This window comes from Thalassospira sp. Z349TD_5, from assembly GCF_056173045.1.
Genome location: NZ_CM149654.1, coordinates 3,278,263 through 3,305,190, shown reverse-complemented (window position 1 = coordinate 3,305,190; position 26,928 = coordinate 3,278,263). Strand labels below are relative to the sequence as shown.

The following is a 26,928-nucleotide window of genomic DNA, read 5'->3' as shown; positions in this document are numbered from 1 at the left end:
AAAAGCTCGTGCTCGTTATTTTGGTTGGGGCGAGGGTCAGAATACATTGAATTTGTATGTCCTGACCTTAATGACCCGGCGTTCAGTATGGACTGAATTTCATACCATGTGGTTAATGTCCAGACTTCTGAACATCAGATTTTTGCGTTGTTTGGGGACTGCGGCCTGTCGGGACTGTGATCTGTTTTTGAGGCCGATGGGGTGATGGCTATTTGCGACGGCGTTTTTTATCGCGGTACATTTCAAGATCGGTGACCGCAATCATGTCCTCAAGACTTTGATTGACCGGATCAAAAAACACCGATGCACCCGAACTGATTTCCGGGGTTTCGCGGATCGGTGTTTTTGCCTTGGGGACCGATAGTTTGGCATTGGCAAGCGCATTGCGCACGCGGGCGATGATCGTTGTCAAATCACCGCGATTGCGCACATAGCCCAGAACGGCAAACTCATCGCCGCCCATGCGGCCACAAATATCGACTTCGCGGATGCTTTCGGTGATGGCCTTGCCAACCGCACGCAGGGCTGCATCGCCGGCGGCATGGCCGTAATCATCGTTCCAGTGTTTCATGTCATCAAGATCAATGAAAATGATTCCGATGTTATGGTGATAGCGTTTGGCGATGCGGATTTTCTGATGGGCCAGCATTTCGAACCCGGCGCGGTTGTTCAGGCCGGTTAGCGGGTCTGACATCGAAATATTGCGCATGATCTGATATTGCTCATACAGGCGCAAATCGGCCTCGATCAGGTCGCGGAAACATTCAAGAAGTTCAAGCTGGCGTTTGTCATATCCGGTGGGTTTGGTGTCAAATACGCACAAGGTGCCAAACACCACGCCATTGGGCCAAAACAGCGGCACCCCGTAATAGGATACATACCCATCTTCGGTCAGTTCGGGGTTGTCAGCCCACTCGGGCTTGCCTGTGGCATCGGGTTCATAAAACGATGCCTTGGTTTGTGCGACGCGGCGGCAGTAAATGTTGCTGCTGGCGGGTTCGCACTTGCCCGATAGTTTGCGGTTGGGATTTGCGTCATTCTGGCTGGTCAAGGCGGCGCGAAAGCCAAGTTTGTCATTGTATTCGACAACATAGCCCGCCGTGGCCCCCAAAAGCCCCGTCATCAGGTCAATAGCACGTTGCCATTTGTCCATTGAAGACAGCATGGCTTCATCATTTGCCAGCCAGTCCTGTGTTTTCAGGGTCACCATCGAGACTGCTTTCACTTCTTGGCGTGATCATGGAGCATCAATGGCCTTAACTGACATGTGGTGCCCCCGCTATCTTCATATTTGTCTGATGAAGGTTAAGAACAAGCTTTCTTTTCCATGATTTAGGGGCTGTGGGATGTGTTTTTTGTCGTCGTGGGCGGTTCAATAATCTGTATTTTCGGTTTGTCGGTCAGATTGTTGCCCCTTTTACTTGCGATTGCAGGAGACAGGTTTCAAACTTGATCGGACTTTCCAATTGGCCGAACCAAGATCGATTAAAGATAAAACAGGAGACGCCCCGATGGCAGACGTGATCGATTACACGATCCATGGTGAAGAAATGCAGTTGGTCGAGATCGAACTTGATCCGGGCGAGGGGGTTCGGGCCGAAGCCGGGGCGATGATGTATATGTCTGATGGCATTGCCATGCAGACCGGCACGGGCGGCGGCATCTTTTCCGGCTTTAAGCGCATGCTGACCGGTGAGGGGTTCTTTATCACCAGTTTTGTGCATGAAGGTCAGAACAAGGGGCATGTTGCCTTTGCCGCACCCTATCCGGGCAAGGTGGTGCCGCTTGACCTTATGGCCTATGGCGGGGAAATCATTTGTCAGAAAGACGCGTTTCTCTGTGCGGCGGCGGGGATTGATATTGATATCGCCTTTTCCAAGAAAATCGGGGCCGGGTTGTTTGGCGGCGAAGGATTTATCCTGCAACGGCTGACCGGCGATGGGTTGGCGTTTGTGCATGCCGGGGGCACGATCATTAAAAAGGAACTGCAACCGGGACAGACGTTGCGCGTTGATACCGGCGCGCTGGTGGCACTGACCCCGTCGGTAGATTATTCGATCAAGTTTATTGGCGGCTTTACCAATGCGCTGTTTGGCGGCGAGGGGCTTTTTGTCACGACCCTTGAAGGGCCGGGGACGGTCTGGTTGCAAAGCTTGCCATTTGCGCGGCTGGCGGACCGGATTGCCGCAGCCTTGCCCCAAGATCGCAATAAGGGGTAATTCCCGCGTGCTGAGATGGACAATGGATCAGGCTGCTCACCATGTGGTGGGCGGCTTTTTTGCATTTTCCGGGTAAAAGGTAATACCAATTTCGACCATCTCGGCGTAGGGTGGGCGAAATCATTTAAGGTCGCCCGAGCAGATCGATGGTCCATCCCCACATTCAAATGGGCCATTGTGCGTTCAGGTAAACCTGATTGCCACCCGGACCAAGGGGGCAAAGCCCCGAAAATACGAGGAACGTCATGTCGGATCGTCAATATGAACGCATTGAAACCCCGGAAAGCCTGATCAGCACCTTGCGCGAGATGCTTGGAGATCGGCTTTCGACAGCGGCGGCTGTGCTTGAGCAGCATGGCAAGGATGAAAGCTGGCACGCGGCATCGCCACCCGATGCAGTGGTTTTTGCCACCACGACCGAGGAAGTTGCCGAGGTGGTCAAGCTTTGTGCCGCGCATGAGGTTCCGATTGTGCCGTTTGGCGTTGGATCGTCGCTTGAAGGCCATGTTGCCGCCCTTCGCGGTGGGATTTGTATTGATCTGTCGCGGATGGATGCGATTTTGGAGGTCAATAACGAGGACCTTGATTGCCGGGTTCAGGCGGGTGTTACCCGTGAGCAGCTTAATGAGCATTTGCGCGATACCGGGTTGTTCTTTCCGATTGATCCGGGGGCGAATGCATCGATTGGCGGCATGACGGCGACCCGTGCATCGGGTACGAATGCGGTGCGCTATGGCACCATGCGCGAGAATGTGTTGAACCTGACGGTGGTGACACCGGATGGGAAAATCATCAAGACCGCCAATCGGGCGCGTAAATCATCGGCGGGGTATGACCTGACGCGGTTGTTTGTCGGGTCCGAAGGAACGCTTGGCGTGATTACGGAAATCGCCTTGAAGCTGTATGGCATCCCCGAGGCGATGTCGGCGGCGGTGTGTGTCTTTCCGTCGGTTGCGGCCGCGGTTGATACCACGATCCTGACCATTCAGGCCGGTATTCCGGTGGCACGCATTGAGTTTCTTGATGAAATGCAAATCCGGGCGATCAACAAATATTCCAAAACCGATCATAAAGAAGCGCCCACCTTGTTCTTTGAATTCCATGGCACGGATGCCGGGGTGAAGGAACAGGCGGAGTTTGTGCAATCGGTTGCCGAAGAATTCGGGGCCGAGGAATTCCAGTGGGCGACCCGTCAGGAAGACCGCAATAAACTGTGGGCGGCACGCCACAAGGCTTATTACGCGTCGCTTCAGCTTGAGCCGGGCAAGGCCGGCATGCCGACCGATGTTTGTGTGCCGATTTCAAAACTGGCCGAAGCGATTTCCGAAACCCGTGCCGATTGTGATGCCAGCCCGTTGACCTGCACGATTGTTGGTCATGTCGGGGACGGTAATTTCCATACCCTGATCCTGCTTGATCCCAATGATCCTGAGCAGATGGCCGAGGCAAAGCGCCTTCATGACCGGATGGTTGAACGTGCGCTTAAACTGGGCGGGACCTGTACCGGGGAACATGGCATTGGCTATGGCAAGCTTGATTTCATGGAAGCCGAGCACGGGGCGGATACGATTGCGCTGATGCGTGCGCTTAAAAACGCGATTGATCCCAAAGGTCTGATGAACCCCGGCAAGCTTATTCCGAGTCTTTGATATCATCAGACGATTGGTGAAAGTTCATAAAAACGGAGCCTTCGTGCTCCGTTTTTTCTTTAGAACCGGAAAGACAGGGAAAGTGATCCGAACTGATCGGCACCGTCTTGGGCGGTATATTCGGCGGTGCGATACACATGGGTATAGGTCAGACGCGCCTGACCCATGATCACGGCAAAGCCGATTTGCAAATCGCCGACCAGCGGTTCCTTGTTCGACAGAATTACTGTCCTGGAACGTATTGCCATCAAGCGTGATATCGCGTGCGACATAGCGCCCGGCGACCCCGGCAAACAGATAGCCACTTAGTGGGAAGCCCTCGGTATCGGGGACGAAGAAATCCGATCCGGGCAGGCTGGGGCGAATGCGCGGCGGACCATAATCGGCAGGCAGGTCAAACCCCATGCGAAACATCGTGCCGACCTCGGCATTGGTAAAGGCATTGCCAAGCGACAAAGCCCCGTGCGGGGTGGCGTCAAACTCGATCCCGGCAACGTCTGCTTCAAACCAGCTGCGGTATTTGCGTTCATAGGTCAGGTTCAGCAGCGGTTCGTTTTCGATCTGATTGTCCCAGCCTTCGGGTGCGGGGCTGTTGATGTTTTTGTGAACGATTTTCTGTGTTTTGTCGGCAAGCGATGCTGGCCCGACCACGCCCAGTGTCAGTTCAAGCGTATCAATCCGCGAATAATTACCGTCACCGTCATTTTGCAATCCGGTGTCGGACAACAGCCCGACCGTACCGGCCAGAATACCGGCCCATGGACGATCATCGGGCTGGTTTTCGGCAATGGTGATGTCGTCGGGTGTATACATGGTCTGGCCGAAGGAATAGCTGGTTCTTATGCGGCCGTTCGAGGCAAAGAACGGAACCTTCCTGGCGACATTGAGGAAGGCGGCCGGTGCGGAATCCTCGGGCGAGATAAAGGCAAGACGCACACCATTGGTGTAATGCTGATCACTGTTGGTTGGTGTGAATAGGTCATTTTCCACCGAGAGCGACACCCCCCATTTTTCATCCGGGGTTCGGGTCGATTGCGGTCCGCTGGCTGTGTTTTCCTGCGCACTGGCATGCTGCGTTGCAGCGATCAGGCTGAGCAATGAAACCGATAGGGCCGCAGGATATTTGATGGCTCTGGACAATGGCATGGTGGGTTCTACTCGCTCAATCGGCTTTGTTGTTGGGATTTCAAACCAAATTCAATTCTGATTTTGCCCAATTTATGGCGCAGTGTCGCATCATTAACGCACCTGTCCACAGTTAACATAAACTCGCCCGACGCGCGATTGTTCCCATCGGGGCGAAATCGGGCGGGAACGCTCATCGGGTGTTTGCTGTCGTGCAGTAAAAAAGCCGGAAAATCGTTGGCAAAAAATGCCGAGGTGAGGGGCGTAACGTCAGGCGCCCGCCCGTTTGATCGATCATGTGATCACAGGGCAGGCGCCTTTGTTCGCAATGGGGGATGTCTTCGGGCCGTTTAGGCCGTTTTGCGGCGCAGACGCGCGACATCTGTTTGGCTGGTATCAATTATTCCGCGATAGGCATGCCAGCTTGAGAAGCCGAGAAGCGGCATGATGACAGCCATGCCAAACAAAAACACAACCATGCCACATGCTGACAGGATGGCAATCACTGCTGCCCAGCCGGTCAGGACTTTCCAGTTTTTGCGAAATGCCGCGACACTGATGATAACAGCCGTGATGACATCAACATCACGATCAACCAGCAAAGGTATCGACACGACCGAAACGGCAAAAACCATGATCGCCAATACACCGCCAAGGATGCTTCCGGTGATCAGGAAGGTCATGGCGTCACGCGAAAAGAAGGTTTCCCACACCAGCACATCAAGCGATGGCACCGTGCCACTATAAAACAAAGCAAACAGCAACATCGCAATACGTGTCCATGCGAGGAAGAACAGCATCAACATAATACCGATGGCACCAATTTGGCCCGGATTGCGGCGAAACCCGTTCAGGCTGTGCCACAGGGTGACGTTTTCGCCCATTTCAAGGCGGCGACTGGTTTCATAAAGTCCGACAGCCAGAAGCGGGGCGAGGAGCATAAAACCGGCGGCCAAGGGCAAGGTCAGATGAAGCTGCCCAGTTTGAAAGATGCTCAGAACCACAAGATAGCCTGCAAGAACGCAGAATGCGCCATAGGCCAACCCGATGGCAGGGGCACGTTTGAAATCACGCCAGCCTGCTTCAAGCCACGTACCGGACTGATCTGTGGTGATTTCACGAATGCCGATGCCGCTTATTGTGGGTTCGACCGTATTATTTGTCTGTACGATTGTTGTTTCGGTCATGGGTGTCCTCCCTGTCGCTTCTGGCCTGTTTGTTTTGGCCCGTTGCATTTGGCGTGTCGCTTTTCGCAAAACGATCTTTTGATCTGCCTGAAAGTCAGGATTGAATTTAGCGGTGTGTAAAATGTATCATTTTAAGGGCGGATTTCCAGCATCCAGTTGATTTTAAAGCATGTATAAAGAATGCGTAATGTGCCATTCTGGTGAAATTGGGTTATGTTCCCGTATGCTGCGAAGTTGTTTGGATTGGTTAAAAAATCAGATTTTAATCAGTCTGGATTCCTGATCGCGGCGTATGACCCATTCAGATGACATCTGATGTGGACAATTGAGGCGATAAGACCCATCTGAACATCGGAAAACCAATCGGGCGGTCTGTGAACAATCTCTCGCCATTTTCTATTGCGAGACGTAATTCGAGCCCTATGCTTTTGGGGCCTGACCCTAAACTTGAAATCGAACCTTAAAAGGTCGCTGCCCACCGGCAGAACGATCTTGCGAGCAAGCGGAGCCTGACTTTTGAAAAAAATCCTTGCCGTTATCGGCGCTGTGTTGGTCGTTTTGATTGCAGCGTTGCTGATCATTCCATCCCTGATCGACTGGAATGGCTATAAGGCCCAGGTCAGTCAGGCTGTCCGTGATGCGACAGGACGCGAACTTGTGATCAATGGCGATTTGTCGATGTCGTTGATCCCGTCGCCTGCCTTGTCGGCAGAACAGGTTGCCCTTGGCAATGCGCCCGGTGCGACGGACGCCAACATGGTGACGATTTCAGAAGTGCGGGTTTCCGTTGCGATGATGCCGCTTTTGACCGGCAATGTTCAGGTCACCGAAATCAGCCTGATTGATCCGGTGATTGCCATCGAAACGTTTGAAGATGGCAGCAATAACCTTGTGTTTGATCCGGCACAGGCAAAGCGTTCTGGCCCGGATGCGGGGACGATCACCACGCCCGAGCCTGCAACGCCATCGACGGAAAACACCCCGGCCGCACCGACATCCGCTGATGATGGTGCAAGCAGCGATTTCTCCAGCGCCATTCAGGTTGACCGGCTTGAGGTCGAAAATGCCACGATTATTTACCGCACACCGGGCAGTGAGGAACGTATCGAAGGGCTGACCATTGGTGTTTCGGCCGACAGCCTGAATGGTCCGATGGACGGCGAAGGATATGTGTTTTATCGCGGCATTCCGCTGACGTTTGAATTTAACGTCGGACAGATCAGCCAAACCGGTCCTTTCCCGGTCAGCCTGAAGGTCGGTATCGACAAGGTCGATGGGGGCATTTCGCTGGGCGGTAAGGTTGACCTGTCATCGGACAACCCCGGATTTGACGGCCAGATTGAAGGCAAGTTTGATGATCTGCGCGCAGCAGCATTGCGCATTGCCGGTGAGGGTGCGGACATCCCAGATGTTGCGGCCAAGCCGTTTGACCTTGGCGGGCACATCACGGCCGATGCCAAATCGGTGACGTTAAATGATTTGTCGATCCGTTTTGGGGAAACCCGTGGATCGGGGGCGATTGCGATTGATCAGGAACCGCGTATGCGGGCTGATGTTGCGTTGCGCTTTAACCAGCTTGATCTGGATTCAATTCTGGTACTGGCCGACGTTGGTGACGGCGTAAAGGCACCAGAAGCGAACAGCGCATCGGGTTCATCATCGACCGATGCCGGAAAAGCATCCGATGAGGCGCAGTCCATTCCATCGCAAAGTTCGGTAAAATCCGGTTCAGCAAACGGGCCGATTATTCCGGCCGATCTGACAGCATCCATCGATTTTGAAGTCGAGACCCTGATTTATAATCAGACGCCCATTCACAATGCCCGCATCAACGCGGCGATTGCCAACAGCAAAGTCACCTTGAACGAGGTATCTGCCGGATTGCCCGGTGGAACGGACTTGGCCGTGTTTGGCAGCATTTCGGGTGAAAAATCGACACCATCTGCGGCACTTAGCTATGAAATCGCATCGGAAAACATCCGTGCGGTGATCCGTTGGCTTGGTGTTGATGTTGATGGTGTGCGCGCTGATCGGTTGCGTCGTTTCTCGCTGACTGGCGGGATTAAAGGCACGCCTGAGCAGCTCAACATTTCCGATCTGGACATGCGCATTGATGACACCGCCATTCGCGGTGCTGTGGTTGCCAACATCAGTGGTCCGGGACTGCCGTCCCTTGGTATTGGGCTTAAGCTTGATCGCATCAATCTTGATCAATACCTTCCGAGCAGCCCAAGTGCGGCGGGCAGCGATCAAGGTTCTGGTGCGTCATCAGGGACGACTTCCGGTTCGGGGGCTGCATCATCTGATGGGGCTTCTGGTCAAGGGACTGCGGGTGGCACAGATGCCGATATGGTCAAACTGATCAAGGATGCCCTGGCACCACTTGACGGGATGGCAGCCAATTATCGGTTGTCGGCCGATGAGATCATTTCATCGGGTGTGTCGGTGCGCGGGATCGTTATTGATGGCAACATCAATGGGCGCAAGATCGCATTGAACAATTTTGCCATTGCCGATGCGGCTGGTCTTGCGGCCAGTGCCAAGGGGACATTTAATGGTGCTGCGGACATTCCGGCATTTGAAGGTTTGGCCGTGCGCGTTACGGCCAAAACGCTTGAGCCGCTGGCGAAACTGACGGGGATTACCCTGCCGGCACCTGCCAGCAGCTATAAAAGCATTCAGGCCAATCTTGGTTTGAACGGGCCTGTGAGCGGACCAACACTTGATCTTGATGTGTCCAATCCGCTGGCACAGGTGAGCCTTAAGGGTGTGTTGGCCAATATCTTTGGCGCCAATCCCGGTCTTGATGGCAAACTTGGTGTTCAGGCATCAAGTCTGAACCGGGCACTTGATCTTGTGGCACCGACCTATACCCCATCGGGGAACCTTGGGCGTCTGGCACTTTCCAGTACGGTTAAGGGAACGGCACAGAACATCAATCTGGGCGACCTGAAACTGGTCGTCGGAGCATTTGAAACGGCGGGGAACGTCAAGTTTGACGCGACGCAGGCCCAGCCAAAAGTCACCGTCAGCCTTTCTGGAGGCAAGCTTGCGGTTGATCCGTTCCTGCCAGCCGAGAAACGCGCTGGTTTGATGCCCGGTCTAGTACCAGGTGCGGGAAGTGGGATGCGCAAGGCAGCATTTAACCTGCCGCAGACGGCAAGTGTCACCCGTGTGGATGCCCGTGATGGCACGCCGTGGGATGATACGGTGATTGATGTTTCGGCCTTGCGGTCGATTGATGCCGACATCGCCATTGCCCTTGATCAGCTTGATTTTGATACCTACAGCCTGATGAAGCCGGACTTGAAGGCGGATCTTGTTGCCGGGTTGTTGACGATTTCCAAGCTGACCGGTGTGCTGGGCGATGGTGATCTGGCGATTGATGGTAATTTCGATGCGCGCAGCACCGACATTCCCAAACTTGCCCTCAAAGGTTCGCTCGATGGTGCGCGGGTGGAAAAACTTGCCCCAATTCAGGTTGCCAGTGACCTTATCAATGGCGGTATTCAAACCAGGTTTGATGTTTCCGCATCGGGCAATACATCGCGTCGTCTGGTGTCAGCCCTTGGCGGGACAGCCAATTTTGTCCTGAATAATGTGCGGTTTAGCGATGCCGATAAACGGTCTGCTGATCCGAAACTGAACTTGCAGGCTTTGCTTCGTCAGGGGCCGCAGGCCATGGTGGTTGAGGGTATTGGCAACAACGACATTCTTGAAACGCTTGAGGCCGATATCACCATTACCAACGGTGTGGCCAAAACCACACGGGTTGAGGCAACCTCACGCGTGGGGACGGCGGATGCGGATGCGACCCTTGATTTGCCCAAATGGGTGATGGACACGCAGGCGGATTTTGATTTCTCGGAAAAAATCGAAGAACTGCCGCCTTTCAGTGTGTATGCCAAAGGCAAAATTGACGATCCGGTGATTACGGGACGGATGGACAAGGTTGCGGTGAAGGTTCTTGATAACCTTTTGGACAAGGCGCTTGGCGGGGATGGTTCGTCGGGTTCAAGTGGTGATTCGGGTAAGGATGCGGCCAAAGGATTGCTAAAAGGTCTTTTGAATCAATTCGGTCGCTAATCCCGGTCCTTGAGATTTTATCTTTGAAACGGCCCTGCAGTGCGGGGCCGTTTTATTTTTGGGACATTGCCATAGTAGTTGATTGTCACATAACGGCAAAAAAAACTTAACAAAGTGCCCCGGCTTCTACATGATCCGCGCGTCGATTCCCTTTGATGGTAACGGTTGATTATGTCGGTAAAGAAAACGGCTCTGGATAAGGACCTCAAGTGGCAGCGCCGCATGGATGCGGGGATGGGTGAAACCGCCTCGATCAGTGCGAAACTTGGTCTGGCACTTGTGTTCCTGCTGGCGTGTAGCGCGTTTGTCGCCTTTCAAATGGGCGGGGTACCGCAAAGTGGTTTCCTGATTGCAGCAGCCGTCATTGGCGGTTACATGGCGCTCAACATCGGGGCCAATGACGTTGCCAACAATGTTGGTCCGGCGGTGGGGTCCAAGGCGCTGACCATGGTTGGCGCGCTTTTGATTGCCGCGGTTTTTGAAGCGGCTGGTGCGATCATTGCCGGGGGCGATGTTGTCAGCACGATCAAGAACGGCATTATTGATCCTGCCCGGATGCCTGATCCTCAGACCTTTGTCTGGGCAATGATGGCAGCTCTTCTTGCTGCTGCCTTGTGGCTTAATCTTGCGACGTGGATTGGTGCGCCGGTTTCGACCACGCATTCCATCGTTGGTGGTGTGATGGGCGCTGGTATGGCCGCCGTTGGCATTGACGCGGTGAATTGGCCGACCATGGGCACGATTGCTGCAAGCTGGGTGATTTCGCCGGTTCTTGGGGGATTGATCGCGGCCGGGTTCCTGGCCTTTATCAAGTTCCGCATCCTTTATACAGACGACCGGGTTGCCGCGGCGCGCAAATGGGTGCCCATCCTTGTTGGTGTGATGGTTTCGGCCTTCACCATGTATCTGATGATGAAGGGCATTAAGAAAATCTGGAAAGTGGAAACGCCGGTTGTGATTGCAATTGGTATTGCTGCCTTCATCATTACGGTTCTGCCGGTCCGTAAGGCCGTTTTCCGGGCTTCTGCCAATATGACGGGGCGCCGCAAGGAGATTGCATCCTTGTTCCGGCTTCCGCTGGTTGCGTCGGCCGCCCTTCTGTCATTTGCCCATGGGTCTAACGATGTTGCCAACGCGATTGGTCCGTTGGCGGCCATTGTTTCGGGTATCAACAGCGGTGAGATCGTGACATCTGCGCCGATCCCGATCTGGGTGATGGTCATTGGCGCGATTGGTATTGCCGCCGGACTTATCCTGTTTGGTCCGAAACTGATCAAGACGGTGGGATCGAAAATCACCAAGCTTGATCCGATCCGTGCCTATACCGTGGCGCTGTCGGCAGCTTTGACCGTGATTGTCGCATCGGCCCTTGGTTTGCCGGTCAGCTCGACCCACATTGCGGTCGGTGCGGTGTTCGGGGTTGGTTTCCTGCGTGAAAGCCTTAATCATCGTCGTCGTCAGGTTGTGAACCCGCCGATGCTGGTGGATGGATCGGACAACGCGGAGGTTGATGCGCATATCGAAGCCCTGCGTCAGATTGACCCGAATGAAGCCGAAAAGGCCGAGAAGAAATTGCGCAAGCGTCTTCTGGTGCGCCGGAACTATGCATTTACCATCGCAACTGCGTGGGTGGTGACGGTTCCAGCTGGCGCGTTCCTTGGGGCGCTGCTGTTCTTCACCATTCGTGGCATCATGTTGTAATATCAAAAAGAATAGAGTTTCGCGGCACAATGCCCCATTTCCCCGGGGTGTGTGCAGCGATCTGCAGCGGCGGTCAGGGGTTCCCTGATCGCCGTTTTTCCTTGACCGCTCCGTGCCGCGGGCGTAAATACCCGGCCAACAACGTCGAACAGCACCCGGTCTTGATCGTCGCCCAATAAAGTGGGCCGCGAGATTTGTTATGCGTGGGGTTGACTTTATTGAAGGACAGATAGATGAAAGCCATCATTTTCGGCATTCTGGCCATGGCCGCGACGGTTGTCGCATCAAATATTCTGGTCGAATATCCGCTGCCTGGCGTCCTGGCCGATTGGCTGACCTATGGCGCGTTTACCTATCCGGTCGCATTTCTGGTGACGGATCTGACCAACCGCGCACGCGGGGCCAAGGCGGCCCGTGTTGTCGTGCTGACGGGGTTTGCGTTGGCGGTTGTGTTGTCGCTGATCTTTGCAGACACACGCATCGCCATTGCATCGGGGTCGGCTTTCCTGATTGCGCAGATGCTTGATGTCACCATCTTTGACAAGCTGCGTCAGGCAACATGGTGGAAAGCGCCGCTTGTCTCAAGCGGGATTGGGTCGGCTGTTGATACCGCGCTGTTCTTTTCCATTGCGTTCGTGGGCACCGGTTTGCCGTGGCATACTTGGGCCATGGGCGATTTCACCGCCAAGGTGATCATGGCGCTGACCTGTCTTGCACCGTTCCGTTTGTTGATGGCGGTGGTGACACCGCGCCTGAATGTGGGTTCAGCGCAGCCAACACAGGGCTGATATACACACGCCAGTGGCTTGTGATTTTTGGCGAAGGGGCGCATAAAACGCCCCTTCATTTGTTTGTTCATTGTTCTGGAATAGCCCTTATCCATGAAAGTCGATCTGTTCGATTTCGAATTGCCGCGTGAACGCATTGCCGAACATCCCGCATCGCCGCGTGATGCTGCGCGTATGCTTGACCTGTCGGCGGCGGATATCCAAGACCGTATCGTGCGCGAACTGCCTGATATCCTGCGTCCCGGTGATTTGCTGATTTCAAACGACACCCGGGTTATTCCGGCCCGCCTGTTTGGCAAGCGGGGCGAGGCAAAGGTTGAAGTCACCCTGCATAAGCAGGAAGGCCTTGGCACATGGGTTGCCTTTGCCAAGCCGGCCAAGAAGCTGCGCATTGGTGAAATATTCTGGGTGAATGATGAATTTGAGGCCGAAGTCCTCGATAAAAAGGACGGCGGCGAAGTGGTGTTGCGGTTCAATAAGTCCGGTGCTGATTTGATTGCCGCCCTTGAGAAATACGGTGTGATGCCGTTACCACCCTATATCCGGCGTGAAACCGGTGGTGATGATCAGGATAAATCCGATTATCAGACGATTTTCGCGCAAAAAGATGGTGCGGTTGCCGCCCCGACGGCGGGATTGCACTTTACCCCGGACTTGCTGGCGAACCTTGATGCGCGCGGGATCAAGCGCCGCACGATTACGCTGCATGTCGGGGCGGGAACGTTCCTGCCGGTGAAGGTCGATGATACCGAGAACCACAAAATGCATGCGGAATGGGGATCAATTTCCCCTGAAATTGCCAATCTGATCAATGAAACGCGGGCCAATGGCGGGCGGGTTGTTGCAGTTGGGACGACGTCGTTGCGATTGCTTGAAAGTGCGGCACGCGAAGACGGGGTGGTTGAACCGTTCGAGGCCGAAACCGACATCTTTATCACGCCGGGGTATAAGTTCCGCGCGGTGGATATGTTGTTGACCAACTTCCATTTGCCACGGTCGACCTTGTTCATGCTGGTGTCGGCCTTTGCCGGGTTTGACCGGATGAAGGCAGCCTATGCGCATGCGATCGAAAACGAATATCGTTTCTATTCCTATGGCGATTGCAGCTTGCTTGAATGCGCCAGTAAAATTGATGCACGGACATAAATCGAGATGACCGAATTTCGCTATGAACTGCTTGCGACCGATGGCAAGGCCCGTCTGGGGCGTATTCACACCGCACATGGCGTGATTGATACGCCGACCTTTATGCCAGTGGGGACTGCCGCCACGGTTAAGGCGATGTTGCCGGAAAATGTTGCGGATACCGGTGCGCAGATTTTGCTGGGCAATACGTACCATTTGATGTTGCGGCCGGGGGCGGAGCGCATTGCGCGCCTTGGTGGCCTGCATAAATTCATGAATTGGGACAAGCCGATCCTGACCGATAGCGGTGGGTATCAGGTGATGTCGCTTGCGAAATTGCGCAAGATCACTGAAGACGGTGTGACGTTCAAAAGCCATATCGACGGGCGCAAGTTTAACCTGACGCCGGAACGGTCGATGGAAATTCAGCATTTGCTGGGATCGACCATCACCATGGCGTTTGATGAATGCACGCCGTTCCCCGCGACCGAGCAACAGGCACGCGAAAGCATGCAGATGTCGATGCGCTGGGCCAAACGGTCCAGAGATGCGTTTGTCAATCGCGAAGGCTATGCGCTTTATGGCATTCAGCAGGGCAGCGTGTTTGAAGCCTTGCGCCGGGAAAGTTCGGAAAAACTGGCTGAGCTTGATTTGCCGGGGCATTCGGTTGGCGGACTTGCGGTGGGTGAAGGCCAGCAGATCATGTTTGATACGCTTGATTTTTGTGTTGACATGTTGCCCACCAACAAACCACGTTACCTGATGGGGGTTGGTAAGCCGTCTGATCTTGTGGGTGCTGTGATGCGCGGGATTGATCAGTTTGACTGCGTTTTGCCGACCCGTTCGGGGCGCAATGCACAGGCCTTTACCCATCGGGGGACGCTGAACCTTAAGAACGGGCGTCATCGCGATGATGACCGTCCGCTTGATGATCAGTGTGCGTGCCCGGCCTGCACGAAATATTCGCGCGCCTATTTGCATCATTTGATCAAGGCGGGCGAGATGCTGGGTTCCGTGCTGCTGACGTGGCATAACCTTGCCTATTATCAGGATTTGATGCGCGATATGCGGAGTGCGATTTCCGAGGGCCGCATGGATGCGTTTGCACGCGATTTCCATGCTGCACAGGAAGGCGGGGATATTGATCCCGTGCCGATTATCGAGGATTAAGGAGAACCGTCATGGCCGATCAGACGATCTATGACAATCTGACCATGCTGGGCAGTGATACAGCACAGCCCGCATCGCCGGATGAAGCCGTTTTGGAACGTGTGGCCAACCCGCAGGCCGGAACCGATTACTGTGTGCGGTTTGTTGCACCGGAATTTACCTCCCTGTGCCCGATGACCGGTCAGCCCGACTTTGCCCATCTGGTGATTGATTACATTCCCGGTGACTGGCTGGTGGAAAGTAAATCGCTGAAACTTTTTCTGACCTCGTTCCGTAATCACGGGTCGTTCCACGAAGATTGCACCATCAAGGTTGCCAAGCGCATTGTCGAAACCCTTGATCCGAAATGGCTGCGCATTGGCGGGTACTGGTATCCGCGTGGCGGTATTCCGATTGATGTGTTTTATCAGACGGATGCGGCACCAGAAGGTGTCTGGATCCCCGATCAGGGGGTTGCGCCGTATCGCGGGCGTGGCTGATACGGGTATTGGAAGAAACAGAATTAAAGGCTGCTTTGGCAACAAGGCAGCCTTTTTTAGTTTCGGAAAGCTGTTTGTATCTTCAATGGTATAATTTGCGAATTATTCTCATTGTCATTATTTATGGTTCCTGCTAATGGAAGGGGCGGCAGGGATGACCTGCGACGTTTGGTATCTGTTGGTTGGGAATGATGATGGCGCGTCACAGCGCATCGGTCTTGATGGCAAGTTTTCAGGAAAACTATGAACAGCTTCTGCGGTTTTTGACCCGGAAGCTGAATGGTGATTCCCAATGTGCGGCCGATGTGGTGCAGGATACCTATGTGCGGCTTGCCAAAACATCTGATGCCACCGAACAGATAGATAATCCGCGCGCCTATATTTATCGGGTGGCGGGGAACCTTGCGATTGATCGTATTCGCCATGATCGGCGGATGTCGGCGCGGTTTGACAATGATGATGCCAGTCTGAATGTCCATGATCCAAAGCCGGGGCCCGAGGCGATTTTTTTATCGCGTGAGCAGATCATGTTGCTGGATCAGGCACTGGAAAAACTGCCGGAAAACGCACGTGCCGCACTTTTGATGTTTCGGGTCGAAGGGTTGTCGCACAATGAGATCGCCGAACGTCTGGGGGTGTCCAACAGCATGGTGGCCAAATATATTGGCCGGGCGCTCAAGCATTGCCGCGATGCGCTTTTGACCGGGGCCGAAAAATAATGTCAAAAAGTTTTGTCGATGATGGCATGCTCGTTCGTCTTATCAAGGGAGACCGGATTTTAGAAACGGTCGCAAAACAGGTTTGGAGATACGGGTTGTGACGTCGGATGGCTCCGCGCACCAGAAAGCAATGCTAGATGCCTATGACGATGACATGATCGCGCTGAGCGATCAGGCCATTGAGTGGCTTGTGCGTTTGCGGTCGGGACATGCGACAGCGGCAGAATATGCTGCTTTTGACGCATGGCGCGGGCAAAGTGATGACCATCGACGCGCCGCTCTTGATGCCGAAAATCTGCTGGGTGCTGTTGATCACACCAGTGCAGCGCAAAACTGGACAGGGTCAGAACCCGCGTCGCCCAACCGTCTTGCGGTGCCTTCGCGCAGGCGCCGACCATTACCTTCTGGATCACGGGGTGGCTTTGCCGCACGTCGTGCCGCCATCGCAATGGCATCGCTGTGTGCGGTGCTTGTCCTGACGATTGTCGGGGGTATGCATGAAACGGGGATTTTGGCCCGCTGGAATGCCGATTACAGTACCGGGATCGGACAGTTTGAGGTGGTGACACTGCCCGATGGCACGGTTGCACATATGAATACTGCCTCGGCATTTTCGGTTGATTATTCCGATGATGTGCGGCGCATTGATCTTGCGGCGGGTGAGGTGATCTTTGAGGTTGCCAAGGACGCAGCCCATCCGTTTATCGTCTCGGCGATTGGCGGTGAAGCCATGGCGGTTGGCACGGTGTATGGGGTGCGGATTGACGATGATCAAGCCAGGGTCACTGTTAAGGAAGGCATTGTCGAAGTCAGCAACGGCACGGGCAAGGCGGTGCGTCTTGTGGCCGGGAACCGGGCAATGTATCAGGTTGGAACGCCGCCGGTACTTCGCGATGACATCAATCTTGCCACCTATGGCAGTTGGCAACGCGGTAAACTGATTTTCAACAGCCGGTCGCTTGGCGATGTGATTAATGAAGTTCAGCGTTACCAGACTGGCCGGATCATCATTGCGCGGGATCGCCTGCGCGATTTGAAGGTCACGGGTGTTTTTGACATCGCCGAACTTAATGATCTGTTGGCGTCGCTGACGCAAACAACGGGCGCAAGCGTCCTGACATTGCCGCTTGTGACAGTGATCTATTAAGCCCCCAAAAAACGGGGGCATCGAAATATTTTCAAAAAAGTTGAAAAATCGGGTGCAAGTCTCGTTGTCCGAAATCGTCATAAGGTCAAAAGCGAATGATTGTAGTTATTAACATCATTCGCAATGGGGAAGTTAACCAGAAGGCCTTATGATGAATTCAGGTAATGCGATGAAGCTGACAACGGTTGATCGGGCGTCAGTTCACCACGCAGGGGATATGCGCAATCAGTGGGTGCGCCGTCTTGTGGCGACCACCCTTATTTCCGGGGTTGTCGCAACCAGCCCATGGCAGGCAATGGCGGCTGCGCTGGACACGGATGTCCAGAGTATTGAGATTGCCCAGAGTGTTGAAATTGCACAGTCAACGCTGGTGACGCTTGATATTCCGGCACAGGATCTTGACCGTGCGCTGACCAGCTTTGCCGATCAGGCCGATGTGAAACTGTTCTTTCCGTCCGAAGGACTGGATGGGCTTGAAGCACAGGCCCTTCAGGGGGAAATGTCGGTTGATGCGGCCCTTGGCGCGCTTTTGAGCGGCACCGGTTTTACATGGCGCTATACCGATGGTGGCACGATCACGATTGAAAAGGTTGCAGCCAGCGGTGAGAACGTGCTTGATCCGGTGCGTGTTGATGCAAATGCCATCGATGAGCAGGCCGATGGTCCTGTTGTGGGATACCTCGCGACACAGTCCCAGGCCGGGACCAAAACCGCAACGCCAATCCTTGAAACACCACAGTCCATTTCAACTGTAACCAGCGACCAGATTACGGATCAGGGGTCCCAGAGTGTTATGGATGCGGTGCGCTATACGCCGGGTGTCTTTGCCGAACAGTTCGGTGCCACGAGCCGGTATGATTATGTTGTCATGCGCGGCATGACCGAAAACAGCGTCGATAATGTCTATCTCGATGGCATGCAGATGATGGGCGATAATTCGACCTATAGCTCGATGCAGGTCGATCCGTATTTCATTGATCGTGCCGATGTTGTGAAAGGACCGGCATCGGTTCTGTATGGCCGCAGTTCACCGGGGGGATTGGTTTCCCTTTCAAGTAAAACGCCGGAGTTCGAACAAAAGGGCGAGGTCGAGGTGTCTTATGGTAACCGGAACCAGCGTGCTGTGGCGTTTGATGTGACAGGGCCACTGACCGAAGGTGACAGGCTGGCCTACCGGGTTGTTGGCAAGGCGGATGCGCAAGATACACAATTCGATTATGTCGAAGAGGAACGCTACGTTCTTGCACCGTCCTTAACCGCGAATTTTACCGATGATACCCGCTTGACCGTGCAGGCATATTTACAGCGTGACCCGGAAGGGGGATGGCATAACGGCGTACCGGCAGAGGGAACGCTTTATCCACGCAATGGTCAGTATATTTCGCGAAGTTTCTTTGACGGCGATCCTGATCTGGAAAAGTTTGACCGTGTTCAGAACATGGTCGGTTACGAGTTTGAGCATGATTTTGACCGGGACTGGACGTTGCGCCACAAGCTCAGATATCTCGATTCCAGTGTTGATATTGATCAGGTGTACCAGACAGGGTGGTCTGGGACGTCAAATGAACTCACTCGTACTTACTATGGTGGCGACGAAACCTTGCGCGCTTTGAGCAGTGACAACCAGATTGAGGGCAATTTTTCCACAGGTCAGATAGATCACACAGTACTGGCAGGTCTTGATTATCAGCATCGCCGGGCGCGGACCAATTACTGGTACGAAACGGCATCCAATATTAATGCGTTTAATCCGGTTTATAGTGGTTCAAACGTGACATTTGGAACGCCTTACAAGCTAAACACCAAGGAGCTGGAGCAGACGGGGGTCTATCTTCAGGATCAATTCGCCTATGAAAACTGGCGGTTCTCGCTTGGACTGCGTCATGATTGGCTGGAAACATCAAATCTGAGCAGGCTTGACGATACGCGAACAGGTCAGGACCGTGAAAAACTGACGAAAAATGCCGGTTTGTTATATTTGTTTGATAACGGTATTGCGCCCTATGTCAGCTATTCCGAATCTTTTGATCCGAGCCTGCTTTCTGATTCAAATGGGGATCCAATTGAACCCACCGAAGGCACGCAATACGAAGCCGGTATCAAGTACCAGCCGGAAGGGGACGATATCTTATTGAGTGCTGCTGTCTTTGATATTCGGCAGGACAATGTTGCATTGTATAATTCAACCACTACGGCGTATGACCCGGCAGGGTCGCTTGAAAGCCGTGGACTTGAACTTGAAGCGCGTGGTCGGATCAATGACAACATTGATCTTATTGCAAGCTATACCTACACCGATACGCAATATGATGCGCCCGGTGATAGCAAGGATGGCAAGCAATCCATGCAGGTGCCTGAACATATGGCATCCCTTTGGGGACACTATCAGTTCTTGTCAGGTCCGCTGAACGGGCTTGGTCTGGGCGGTGGTGTTCGGTATGTCGGTGAAACTTGGGCAAATGTGACCAATACGCAGAAGGTCCCGGATTATGCCGTTCTGGATTTTGCACTGAACTATGATCTTGCTTATGTCGGGTTGGATGATCTCGACTTCAGGCTCAATGTGAATAATCTGCTGGATGAGGAATACATCGCATCCTGTTATACGCTTGCGAACTGTTATTTTGGGGATGCGCGTTCCATCGTTGGAACCTTGCGGTACAAGTTCTAGGCATCCCGGACTGTTTTCAAAGGCCGCAGCTTTTTGCTGCGGCCTTTTGCGTTTTGGTTAGATGACGATATAAGGCTGAGAAGAGAGAGAACAGAGTGAACCCGAAATTCCGCCATGACAGTTACTACTGCCATCACGCTTGAAATGCTTCAGGCCAAAGCCCGTGAAATCGGCTTTGACGTCTGTGGTGTGGCGCGTCCGAGCATTGATGCGCGCAATCAGAAGCGGCTCGATGAGTTTGTTGCGGGTGGGGAATACGGATCGATGGACTGGATGAATGATCCCGAACGGTTGCCGCGCCGCCGTGATCCGGTGGCGTTGTGGCCGGATGTGAAATCCGTGATTGTGCTGGGCAGTAATTATGGCCCGGCGGAAAATCCGATGGCGTTGCTCGACCATCCCGACAGGGCGATGATTTCAGTCTATGCCAAGAACAAGGATTACCACGACCTGATCAAAAAGCGCCTGAAACAACTGGCACGCTGGTTGATGGAACAGGCGCAAAAATCAGGGGCAGGTGGTGAACAGGTCAAGGTGTTTGTCGATACCGCGCCGGTTCTTGAAAAGCCGTTGGGTCAATCGGCCGGGATTGGCTGGCAGGGTAAACACACCAATCTGGTGTCCCGCGAATTTGGCAGTTGGCTGTTTCTGGGCGAGGTGTTCACAACCCTTGAGTTTGAGGAGGCCACGCCGGAAATTGATCATTGCGGATCCTGTTCAAAATGCGTTGCGGCCTGTCCGACCGATGCGTTTCCAGCCCCGTATAAGCTTGATGCGCGCAAATGTATTTCATACCTGACCATCGAGCATGATGACGTAATCCCGCACCAGTTTCGCCGTGCGATGGGCAACCGGATTTATGGCTGTGACGATTGTCTGGCGGCCTGCCCGTGGAATAAGTTCGCTTCGCGGACCGAAGAACTGGCCTTTATCCCGCGCGCAGAGCTGACAGCCCCCCGGTTGGCCGATTTCCTTGAGCTTGATGACGCGGAATTTCGGGCGTTCTTTACCGGATCACCGATCAAGCGGATTGGCCGGGCCAAGTTCCTGCGCAATGTTTTGATTGCGGTGGGCAATAGCGGGTCCGAAAGCCTGATCCCGCGTGTGGAAAATCTGTTGGCCGATGAAAGCAGCCTGATCCGGGCCAGTGCGGTTTGGGCTTTAACGCAACTGATGTCGCCCGATGCGTTTGCCACGCTTAAATCAGATCATTACACGGGGGAAGAAAACCCGGTTGTACGTGATGAATGGGATCAGGCAACCCAAGCCGCCTGATCGCATTTACAGATCAAATTTGATGAAGTCGAAATGGTAGCGAAGCCCGCCGGTACTGTCGGCAAAGGCAATGCCATACCCCGGATTAAGCCGATTGCGGTCTTCGAGGTCTTCTTCTTTCTCATGACGGAAATCAAGCGGTTCGCCGCATTGCGTACTGGCAGCCAGAAGGAAGGGCACACCTTGCCATGTTCCGGTTGCCGGGCGGTGCAAATGGCCAAAGAACAGATGTTTGATCTGTGGGTTGGCGGTAACGATTTCGGCCAGTTCCTGATCAGCGTCGAGACGGATGGTGTCCATAAACGGCAGGCCCATTTCAAACGGGGGATGATGCATAAACAGGAAGGTTGGGGTGTCACGGTGGACATTTAGCTCATTGCGCAGCCAGTCCAGACGATGCTGGCATAAAGTGCCGTGATGGGCGCCGGGAACGATGCTGTCCATCATCACAAACCTTACCCCACCAAATGTGTGTCCGTGATTGATAAAGCCGTTTTCATCCACCGGGGTGTCGGGAAAGGCCTGTTTGAACGCCGCCCGTTCGTCATGGTTTCCGGGGATCAGGATATAGGGAATGGCAAGATCGCCCAGAATGGCAATTGCCTGTTCATACTGTTCTGGATGGCCGTGATGGGTGATGTCGCCGGTGACGACGCAAATCGCGGCATCGCGGTGGTATTTGTTAATCTCGCCAATGATTTTGCCGAGCGTGGCTGCGGCATCGGGATGGCGCGAATAATCATCACGTGCGAGAATATGCGTATCGGAAAGATGTATAAATTTCATGGCGATGCCCTATCATGATCCTAGAGCCTATTCCATTTAGATTGCACCGTTTTGCCGGAGATCACCTTCTGTGCTGCAAGGAAAGGTTCGCCGAGCGTAGCGGTGCTACGGTCAAGACCTTTGACGCTGCGGGGCAGAAGGTGATCCAGGCCCGAAGGGTTTGTGTTTGGCGACGTTTGGCAGCGTTATGCCGTTTGAACGATGCGCCGCATCGCCCTGCACGCCGTGCCTTGCCAAACAATTCGCCAAACGCAAACAAAACGATGCAATCTAAATGGAATAGGCTCTACTGAAACCATGTCCGTTTTCGAAGTACGTGCAAAGTTATAAATGTCATGGATGATACCGTTCGTAAAAGATCAGTGACAATTGCCGGGCATCGCACCAGCTTTTCACTTGAAGACGCCTTCTGGCAGGAACTGGTGGGGCTTGCGGAACGGCGGGCGGTGACCTTGGCGGAACTGGTGGTCGAAATTGACAGTACGCGCGATGGCAACCTGTCGAGTGCCTTGCGGCTTTATATCCTGCGTGATCTTCAGGCGCGGTTGGCAGAGGCATCTGATCGCGGTTCTGATCCTGCGTTGGACGGGGACGTCGAATAAACGCGGGTGCCATAGATCGGGAACAGGGCAATGTGCGGTATTGCGGGGGCGACGGCAAAAAACGACCAGGCTTTTTTATCCGATGCCTTGAACCATCTTTCCCATCGTGGTCCTGACGGTCAGGACATTTGGTGTGATCCCGATCATCGGTGTGCAATCGGATGTGCGCGCCTTGCAACGACGGATGTTTCCCCTGACGGCGCGCAACCCGTCACCTCGGCCGATGGGCGGTTTGTGCTGGTCTTTAATGGCTATATCGCGGGGCATCGCCGTGCACTTGCCGCGTTAAAGAAAACCGGCGTTTCGGTGCGAAGTCACAGTGATGCGGAACTTGTTTTACATCTTTTGATCCGTGCGATTACGGTTGATGGCGATGATATTGCGGGGGCATTGGCGCAGCTTTCCGGGCAGTATGCGCTGGCCTTATGGGACCGGGATCAGGCGGTTTTGTATCTGGCGCGCGATCCGCTTGGCATCAAGCCGTTTTATGTGATGAACCGCCCCGGTGGGCATCTTGCTTTTGCGTCTGAACCATCAGTACTTTCTGCCTTTGAGCCATTGCACCGCGATGAGACGGTGCGCGCGCACTATTTTGCACATTTGTTTGTACCATCACCTGAAACCGGGACTGTTGATGTGCGTTTGGTGCCGCCCGGGCAGGTTTTGCGGTGGCAGAATGGGCAGATTAAAAACGATGAAATTTCCCATCCGGTAAAGCGGACAACATCGACGCATAATCTCCCACGTACGCAAACCGATCTGACCGCAAAGCTGCATGGTGCCGTGTGGCAATCGGTGGCAGATGCGATGGATGCGGATTGTCCGGTCGCAACGTTGATATCTGGCGGGCTTGATAGTGCTGGTATTGCCGCGATGGCCTGTTCGATTGCGCGCGAACGCGGACAGGTGCCACCGACGGGGTTCGTGATGGGGTTTAACGACCCGGCGATGGATGAAACGCGCGCAGCACAAAGGCTTGCGCGTCATCTGGGGCAAGAGATTCATGTCGTGTCCGCGCCGGAAAAACCGCATGAGATTTTTGATGAATTGCAAAAGGCCCTGCACAGTGTTGGCGAGCCGTTTGCCAATCCATCCGTGGTTTTGATGCGCAGCCTGTCACGTGTGGTTGGAGGCCATGCAAAAGTCTGTTTGTCGGGCGATGGCGGGGATGAGCTGTTTGGCGGCTACCCACGGTATCAGGGCGCACGGTTGTTTGATCAATATTGGCGTTTTGTGCCGGTGTCGGTTCGTCGGATGATTGCCCAGATCGCCGGGGGCAACAGGTCGGGCAATATGGTGCGGTTCCTTGAGGGCGGGCAAGGCGATGCCAGTCGTGCGTTTGAAGTGTGGAACAACAGATGTGCGGTGCCGGAACTTAAGACCGGGTTGGTCAAATATATACAGGATGTTGATGGTGCTGATGCTGATGGGTTGGCGGCTCTGATGATGGCGTTTGATCGCGATGTGACGCTTCCGGGTAATCAATTGATGATGTCGGACCGGATGGGCATGGCGTTTGGCGTTGAGTACCGGTTGCCGTTGCTTGGGCATGATGTGGTGCGTGCGGCGGCGGGGATTGACGCCAAACAGCACATGCATCGCGGGGGTAAGGATATCTGGCGCGCGGTTGTCGCCCCCTATTTACCCAAGGAGCATATCAATCGCCCAAAGATCGGCTTTAACCCGCCAACAGCGGACTGGCTGGCAAAGGTCTGTCGTCATGTCTGGGGTGATACCGAGGCCACTTGGGCGGCCCTTTTTGATGGGTTTGATGTGCCCAAGGATGCACGCGCTGTTTATTGGCAACGGGCCATATCAGGGCGCGCGCCTGATGTTGCCCTGACCCTGTGGGCGTTGATGGTCTGGCAGATGTGGTTAAACGATGGGTCGGTTAAGCGCCAGCCGGTATTGGCACAGCAATCATTCCCGCCATTAAGCGCGGGCGTCATCGCCCCAGCTTCGTGACCGGCGATAGAGGTTCAAGGCCGTCAGTGCCGTCGGGGCAAGTTGAACCACCTGACGTGACAGGGCAGTGACGTGCCCTTCATCAATCTCGTCTTCGTCGAAAATCGTTTGGGTGGTTGCGCAGAGTTCGGACAATTGGCGCAGGCCAAAGGTGCCGGATGTGCTTTTGAGGACGTGAACTTCGCTGCGCACCGTCGATAAATCGTCTTCTGACAGGGCCTTGTCGATTTTGACCAGACGGGATTCGGTTTCATTGATGAAAATATCAATCCCGCAGCGCGCCCCTTCGTCCCCGGCATCGTTGTAAAGCTGTTCAAGGACGCGGATATCAAGGACGGGGCTTGTTGGTGATTCTGGACGCATCCGTTTGCCCAGCCGCGCACTTTTGCTGCGTAGGACCGGCGGCGGCGATGGCAGGTTGTTTTGTTTGAGCTTGTTAACGGGGGCCCGCGTAATCAGGTCGCGAATGGTTTCAAGAAGCGGGCCACGCTGGATCGGTTTGTTGATAAATTCATCCACACCCGATTGGCGGGCAATGACATTCCAGTCCCGCGATTGATGCGCCGACAGGGCGATGATCGGTGTGTGGGAAACGGGGCCCTGCATATGGCGAATACGCCGTGTGGTGTGCAGCCCGTCCATGTCGGGCATTTCAACATCCATCAGGATTAAGTCCGCCGCCACGCCACGGCGCAGCATATTGAGCACAGTTTGCCCGTTGCTGGCCTCGACAATGGTGTATCCCTCGGATTGTAAAATGCGCCGTGCGACCATGCGGTTGCTTTCGCTGTCATCGGCAATGATGACGGTACCGATGTTGCTGTCGTTGGCGGAAGCGTTCAGGCGCATCGACGGGGGCGGGGCGGCCTGTGGTTTAACGAAACAGACCGAAATCATCCCGCCTTCAGGCAGTTCGGTTTCGTTAAACAGAAGGTCTTCTTCGGCAACGCCGGTAATGAGCTGTTCCCAAGCAGGATTGGCATACACAATACGTTCGTCGGCATCGAACAATGCGATGCCGGCTTGTGTTTGTGCCAGTGCTTCGATGATCTGGTTATTCATTGGCCACCTTGTCGATTCGGTGCCCAGTCCCTTACCAAAAGGTAAATAGTGTTGTTGTCTGAAACGCATAGGTTTCATTTTTGATTTCGGACATTGTTACATTTTTTTCTAATAAGTCCATATTTTTTAACAGATGTAGCGGCGAAGCCGCCCGCCGCCACGAAACAGAATGGCAAAACAACTGTTTCAAAAAATGTGTTAAATGAAACAATTGTTGAGGTCGGGCATGGCTTGTGGCGTAATTGCCCGGTCATGTGAACAAAGGTGTCTGACCGATGGGGCTTCATGCGGATTTGCGCGAAAAACTGATATCTGATTATGGGAAGTTAAGTCCGCAGATGCAGAAGGCGGCGCGCTATATTCTTGATCATCCCAATGATGTTGCCCTGCGCTCAATGCGGGCCCTTGCGCGGGCCGCCGATGTTCCGCCCAGCACGGTCACGCGCCTGATGACGGCCATTGGTGTCGATACCTGGCAACAGTTTCGCGATCATTATCAGAACCGTTTGCTTGATCTTCCGGCAAGTTATGCCAACCGGGCGCGTGAAACCCAGAATGTCTCGCAGGATGTGGATCGCGATCAGCATTTGCTCGAAAGCATCGCACGCACCGAAATTGAGAATATCGACAAGGCGTTTGGGGCGGAATTGCGGGGGCGTACCATCGACGCCTGTGCCGCGATTGAAAATGCGCGACAGGTTTTTGTCGTCGGGCGCGGGGCGGCCTATCCGGCGGCCTATCAGTTTGCCTATGCCTATCGGTTGTTTCGCGACAATGTGGTTCTGGTCGATGGCCGGTCGGGTGCCTTTGGCGATCAGTTGCGCGGGATCAACCGCCGCGATGTGATGATTGCCATCGGTGCACGTCCGTATATTCGCGATACGGTGCGCGCGGTTGACTATGCGCGCAGCCAGCATTGCCCGGTGATTGCCATTTGTGATTCCGACGTCGCGCCGATCGCATTTGATGCGATGATCAAACTGATCGTTTCAGATACATCCCAGTCCTTTTTCCAAAGCTTTACCGCGGCGGTGTCGCTTGTGCAGGCGATTGTTGCCCTGCTTGTGGCGCGCGGTGGGCAAAAGGCCCTGGAGCGGATTGCCACAGCAGAAGAACAACTTGCAGCCTTTGACACCTATGTCGAAGATCCCAGCCCCAAACGGAATTCCTGA

At 54.2% G+C, this 26,928-nt stretch carries 20 protein-coding genes; 15 read left to right on the top strand and 5 right to left on the bottom strand.

Translation table 11 applies throughout. The features are described 5' to 3' along the window. Nucleotides 1-208: 208 nt before the first annotated feature. Nucleotides 209-1,210 carry a sensor domain-containing diguanylate cyclase gene (locus tag AC0VXT_RS15325; protein WP_475546108.1) on the bottom strand — a complete coding sequence of 334 codons (1,002 nt, stop codon included), beginning with the start codon at nt 1,208-1,210 and terminating at the stop codon, nt 209-211. Between the two features lie 301 nt (nt 1,211-1,511). Between AC0VXT_RS15325 and AC0VXT_RS15320 the strand changes: the two genes are divergently transcribed. Together AC0VXT_RS15320 and AC0VXT_RS15315 are read left to right on the top strand one after the other, a co-directional pair. Continuing rightward, the gene (locus tag AC0VXT_RS15320; protein ID WP_475546107.1) at nt 1,512-2,219 is read left to right on the top strand and encodes a TIGR00266 family protein; all 708 of its coding nucleotides are present in this window, start codon (nt 1,512-1,514) and stop codon (nt 2,217-2,219) included. 245 nt (nt 2,220-2,464) lie between these two features. Further along, complete coding sequence (locus tag AC0VXT_RS15315) at nt 2,465-3,868, top strand: FAD-linked oxidase C-terminal domain-containing protein (protein ID WP_475546106.1); 1,404 nt, start codon at nt 2,465-2,467, stop codon at nt 3,866-3,868. A gap of 24 nt (nt 3,869-3,892) precedes the next feature. On the opposite strand, the gene AC0VXT_RS15310 is transcribed toward AC0VXT_RS15315, so the two are convergent. Together AC0VXT_RS15310 and AC0VXT_RS15305 are read right to left on the bottom strand one after the other, a co-directional pair. Continuing rightward, complete coding sequence (locus AC0VXT_RS15310) at nt 3,893-5,014, bottom strand: lipid A deacylase LpxR family protein (RefSeq protein ID WP_475546105.1); 1,122 nt, start codon at nt 5,012-5,014, stop codon at nt 3,893-3,895. A gap of 329 nt (nt 5,015-5,343) precedes the next feature. Beyond that, on the bottom strand, nt 5,344-6,180 hold the full coding sequence (locus AC0VXT_RS15305; protein WP_475546104.1) for a DUF2189 domain-containing protein: 837 nt from the start codon (nt 6,178-6,180) through the stop codon (nt 5,344-5,346). A gap of 516 nt (nt 6,181-6,696) precedes the next feature. On the opposite strand from AC0VXT_RS15305, the gene AC0VXT_RS15300 reads away from it, so the two are divergent. The 10 genes from AC0VXT_RS15300 to queG all read left to right on the top strand — a co-directional run bounded on the left by AC0VXT_RS15300 (nt 6,697) and on the right by queG (nt 21,341). Beyond that, nucleotides 6,697-10,266 (top strand): AsmA family protein, encoded by a 3,570-nt coding sequence (locus AC0VXT_RS15300; RefSeq protein WP_475546103.1) that lies wholly within the window; start codon nt 6,697-6,699, stop codon nt 10,264-10,266. A gap of 171 nt (nt 10,267-10,437) precedes the next feature. Then, nucleotides 10,438-11,967: an inorganic phosphate transporter gene (locus tag AC0VXT_RS15295; protein ID WP_475546102.1), complete on the top strand. Its 1,530-nt coding sequence runs from the start codon at nt 10,438-10,440 to the stop codon at nt 11,965-11,967. Nucleotides 11,968-12,200: 233 nt separating this feature from the next. Continuing rightward, the gene (locus AC0VXT_RS15290) at nt 12,201-12,755 is read left to right on the top strand and encodes a VUT family protein (RefSeq protein WP_475546101.1); all 555 of its coding nucleotides are present in this window, start codon (nt 12,201-12,203) and stop codon (nt 12,753-12,755) included. A 93-nt stretch (nt 12,756-12,848) separates the two neighbouring features. After that, nucleotides 12,849-13,901 carry a tRNA preQ1(34) S-adenosylmethionine ribosyltransferase-isomerase QueA gene (gene queA, locus AC0VXT_RS15285; protein ID WP_475546100.1) on the top strand — a complete coding sequence of 351 codons (1,053 nt, stop codon included), beginning with the start codon at nt 12,849-12,851 and terminating at the stop codon, nt 13,899-13,901. Between the two features lie 6 nt (nt 13,902-13,907). Further along, nucleotides 13,908-15,050 carry a tRNA guanosine(34) transglycosylase Tgt gene (gene tgt, locus AC0VXT_RS15280; RefSeq protein ID WP_475546099.1) on the top strand — a complete coding sequence of 381 codons (1,143 nt, stop codon included), beginning with the start codon at nt 13,908-13,910 and terminating at the stop codon, nt 15,048-15,050. A gap of 11 nt (nt 15,051-15,061) precedes the next feature. Beyond that, a complete protein-coding gene (gene queF / locus AC0VXT_RS15275; protein ID WP_475546098.1) occupies nt 15,062-15,529 on the top strand; it encodes a preQ(1) synthase in 468 nt (155 codons plus the stop codon). Nucleotides 15,530-15,723: 194 nt separating this feature from the next. Further along, nucleotides 15,724-16,248 carry an RNA polymerase sigma factor gene (locus AC0VXT_RS15270; protein ID WP_475546097.1) on the top strand — a complete coding sequence of 175 codons (525 nt, stop codon included), beginning with the start codon at nt 15,724-15,726 and terminating at the stop codon, nt 16,246-16,248. 97 nt (nt 16,249-16,345) lie between these two features. Continuing rightward, nucleotides 16,346-17,395, top strand: coding sequence for a FecR family protein (locus AC0VXT_RS15265; RefSeq protein ID WP_475546096.1), 1,050 nt, complete (start codon nt 16,346-16,348; stop codon nt 17,393-17,395). A 148-nt stretch (nt 17,396-17,543) separates the two neighbouring features. Beyond that, complete coding sequence (locus AC0VXT_RS15260) at nt 17,544-20,066, top strand: TonB-dependent siderophore receptor (protein ID WP_475546095.1); 2,523 nt, start codon at nt 17,544-17,546, stop codon at nt 20,064-20,066. A 114-nt stretch (nt 20,067-20,180) separates the two neighbouring features. Then, the gene (gene queG, locus AC0VXT_RS15255) at nt 20,181-21,341 is read left to right on the top strand and encodes a tRNA epoxyqueuosine(34) reductase QueG (protein WP_475546094.1); all 1,161 of its coding nucleotides are present in this window, start codon (nt 20,181-20,183) and stop codon (nt 21,339-21,341) included. Between the two features lie 6 nt (nt 21,342-21,347). On the opposite strand, the gene AC0VXT_RS15250 is transcribed toward queG, so the two are convergent. Continuing rightward, nucleotides 21,348-22,127 (bottom strand): phosphodiesterase, encoded by a 780-nt coding sequence (locus AC0VXT_RS15250; RefSeq protein WP_475546093.1) that lies wholly within the window; start codon nt 22,125-22,127, stop codon nt 21,348-21,350. A gap of 335 nt (nt 22,128-22,462) precedes the next feature. Here AC0VXT_RS15250 and AC0VXT_RS15245 point away from each other — a divergent pair, with 335 nt between their 5' ends. Both AC0VXT_RS15245 and asnB read left to right on the top strand, forming a co-directional pair. After that, a complete protein-coding gene (locus AC0VXT_RS15245; protein WP_475546092.1) occupies nt 22,463-22,729 on the top strand; it encodes a ribbon-helix-helix domain-containing protein in 267 nt (88 codons plus the stop codon). Nucleotides 22,730-22,759: 30 nt separating this feature from the next. Next, entirely contained in the window at nt 22,760-24,694 is a 1,935-nt protein-coding gene (asnB, locus tag AC0VXT_RS15240; protein ID WP_475546091.1) for an asparagine synthase (glutamine-hydrolyzing), read from the top strand. Here asnB and AC0VXT_RS15235 read toward each other — a convergent pair. Further along, entirely contained in the window at nt 24,662-25,756 is a 1,095-nt protein-coding gene (locus AC0VXT_RS15235) for a response regulator (protein WP_475546090.1), read from the bottom strand. The genes asnB and AC0VXT_RS15235 overlap by 33 nt on opposite strands. Before the next feature lie 275 nt (nt 25,757-26,031). Here AC0VXT_RS15235 and AC0VXT_RS15230 point away from each other — a divergent pair, with 275 nt between their 5' ends. Continuing rightward, entirely contained in the window at nt 26,032-26,928 is an 897-nt protein-coding gene (locus AC0VXT_RS15230) for a MurR/RpiR family transcriptional regulator (protein WP_475546089.1), read from the top strand.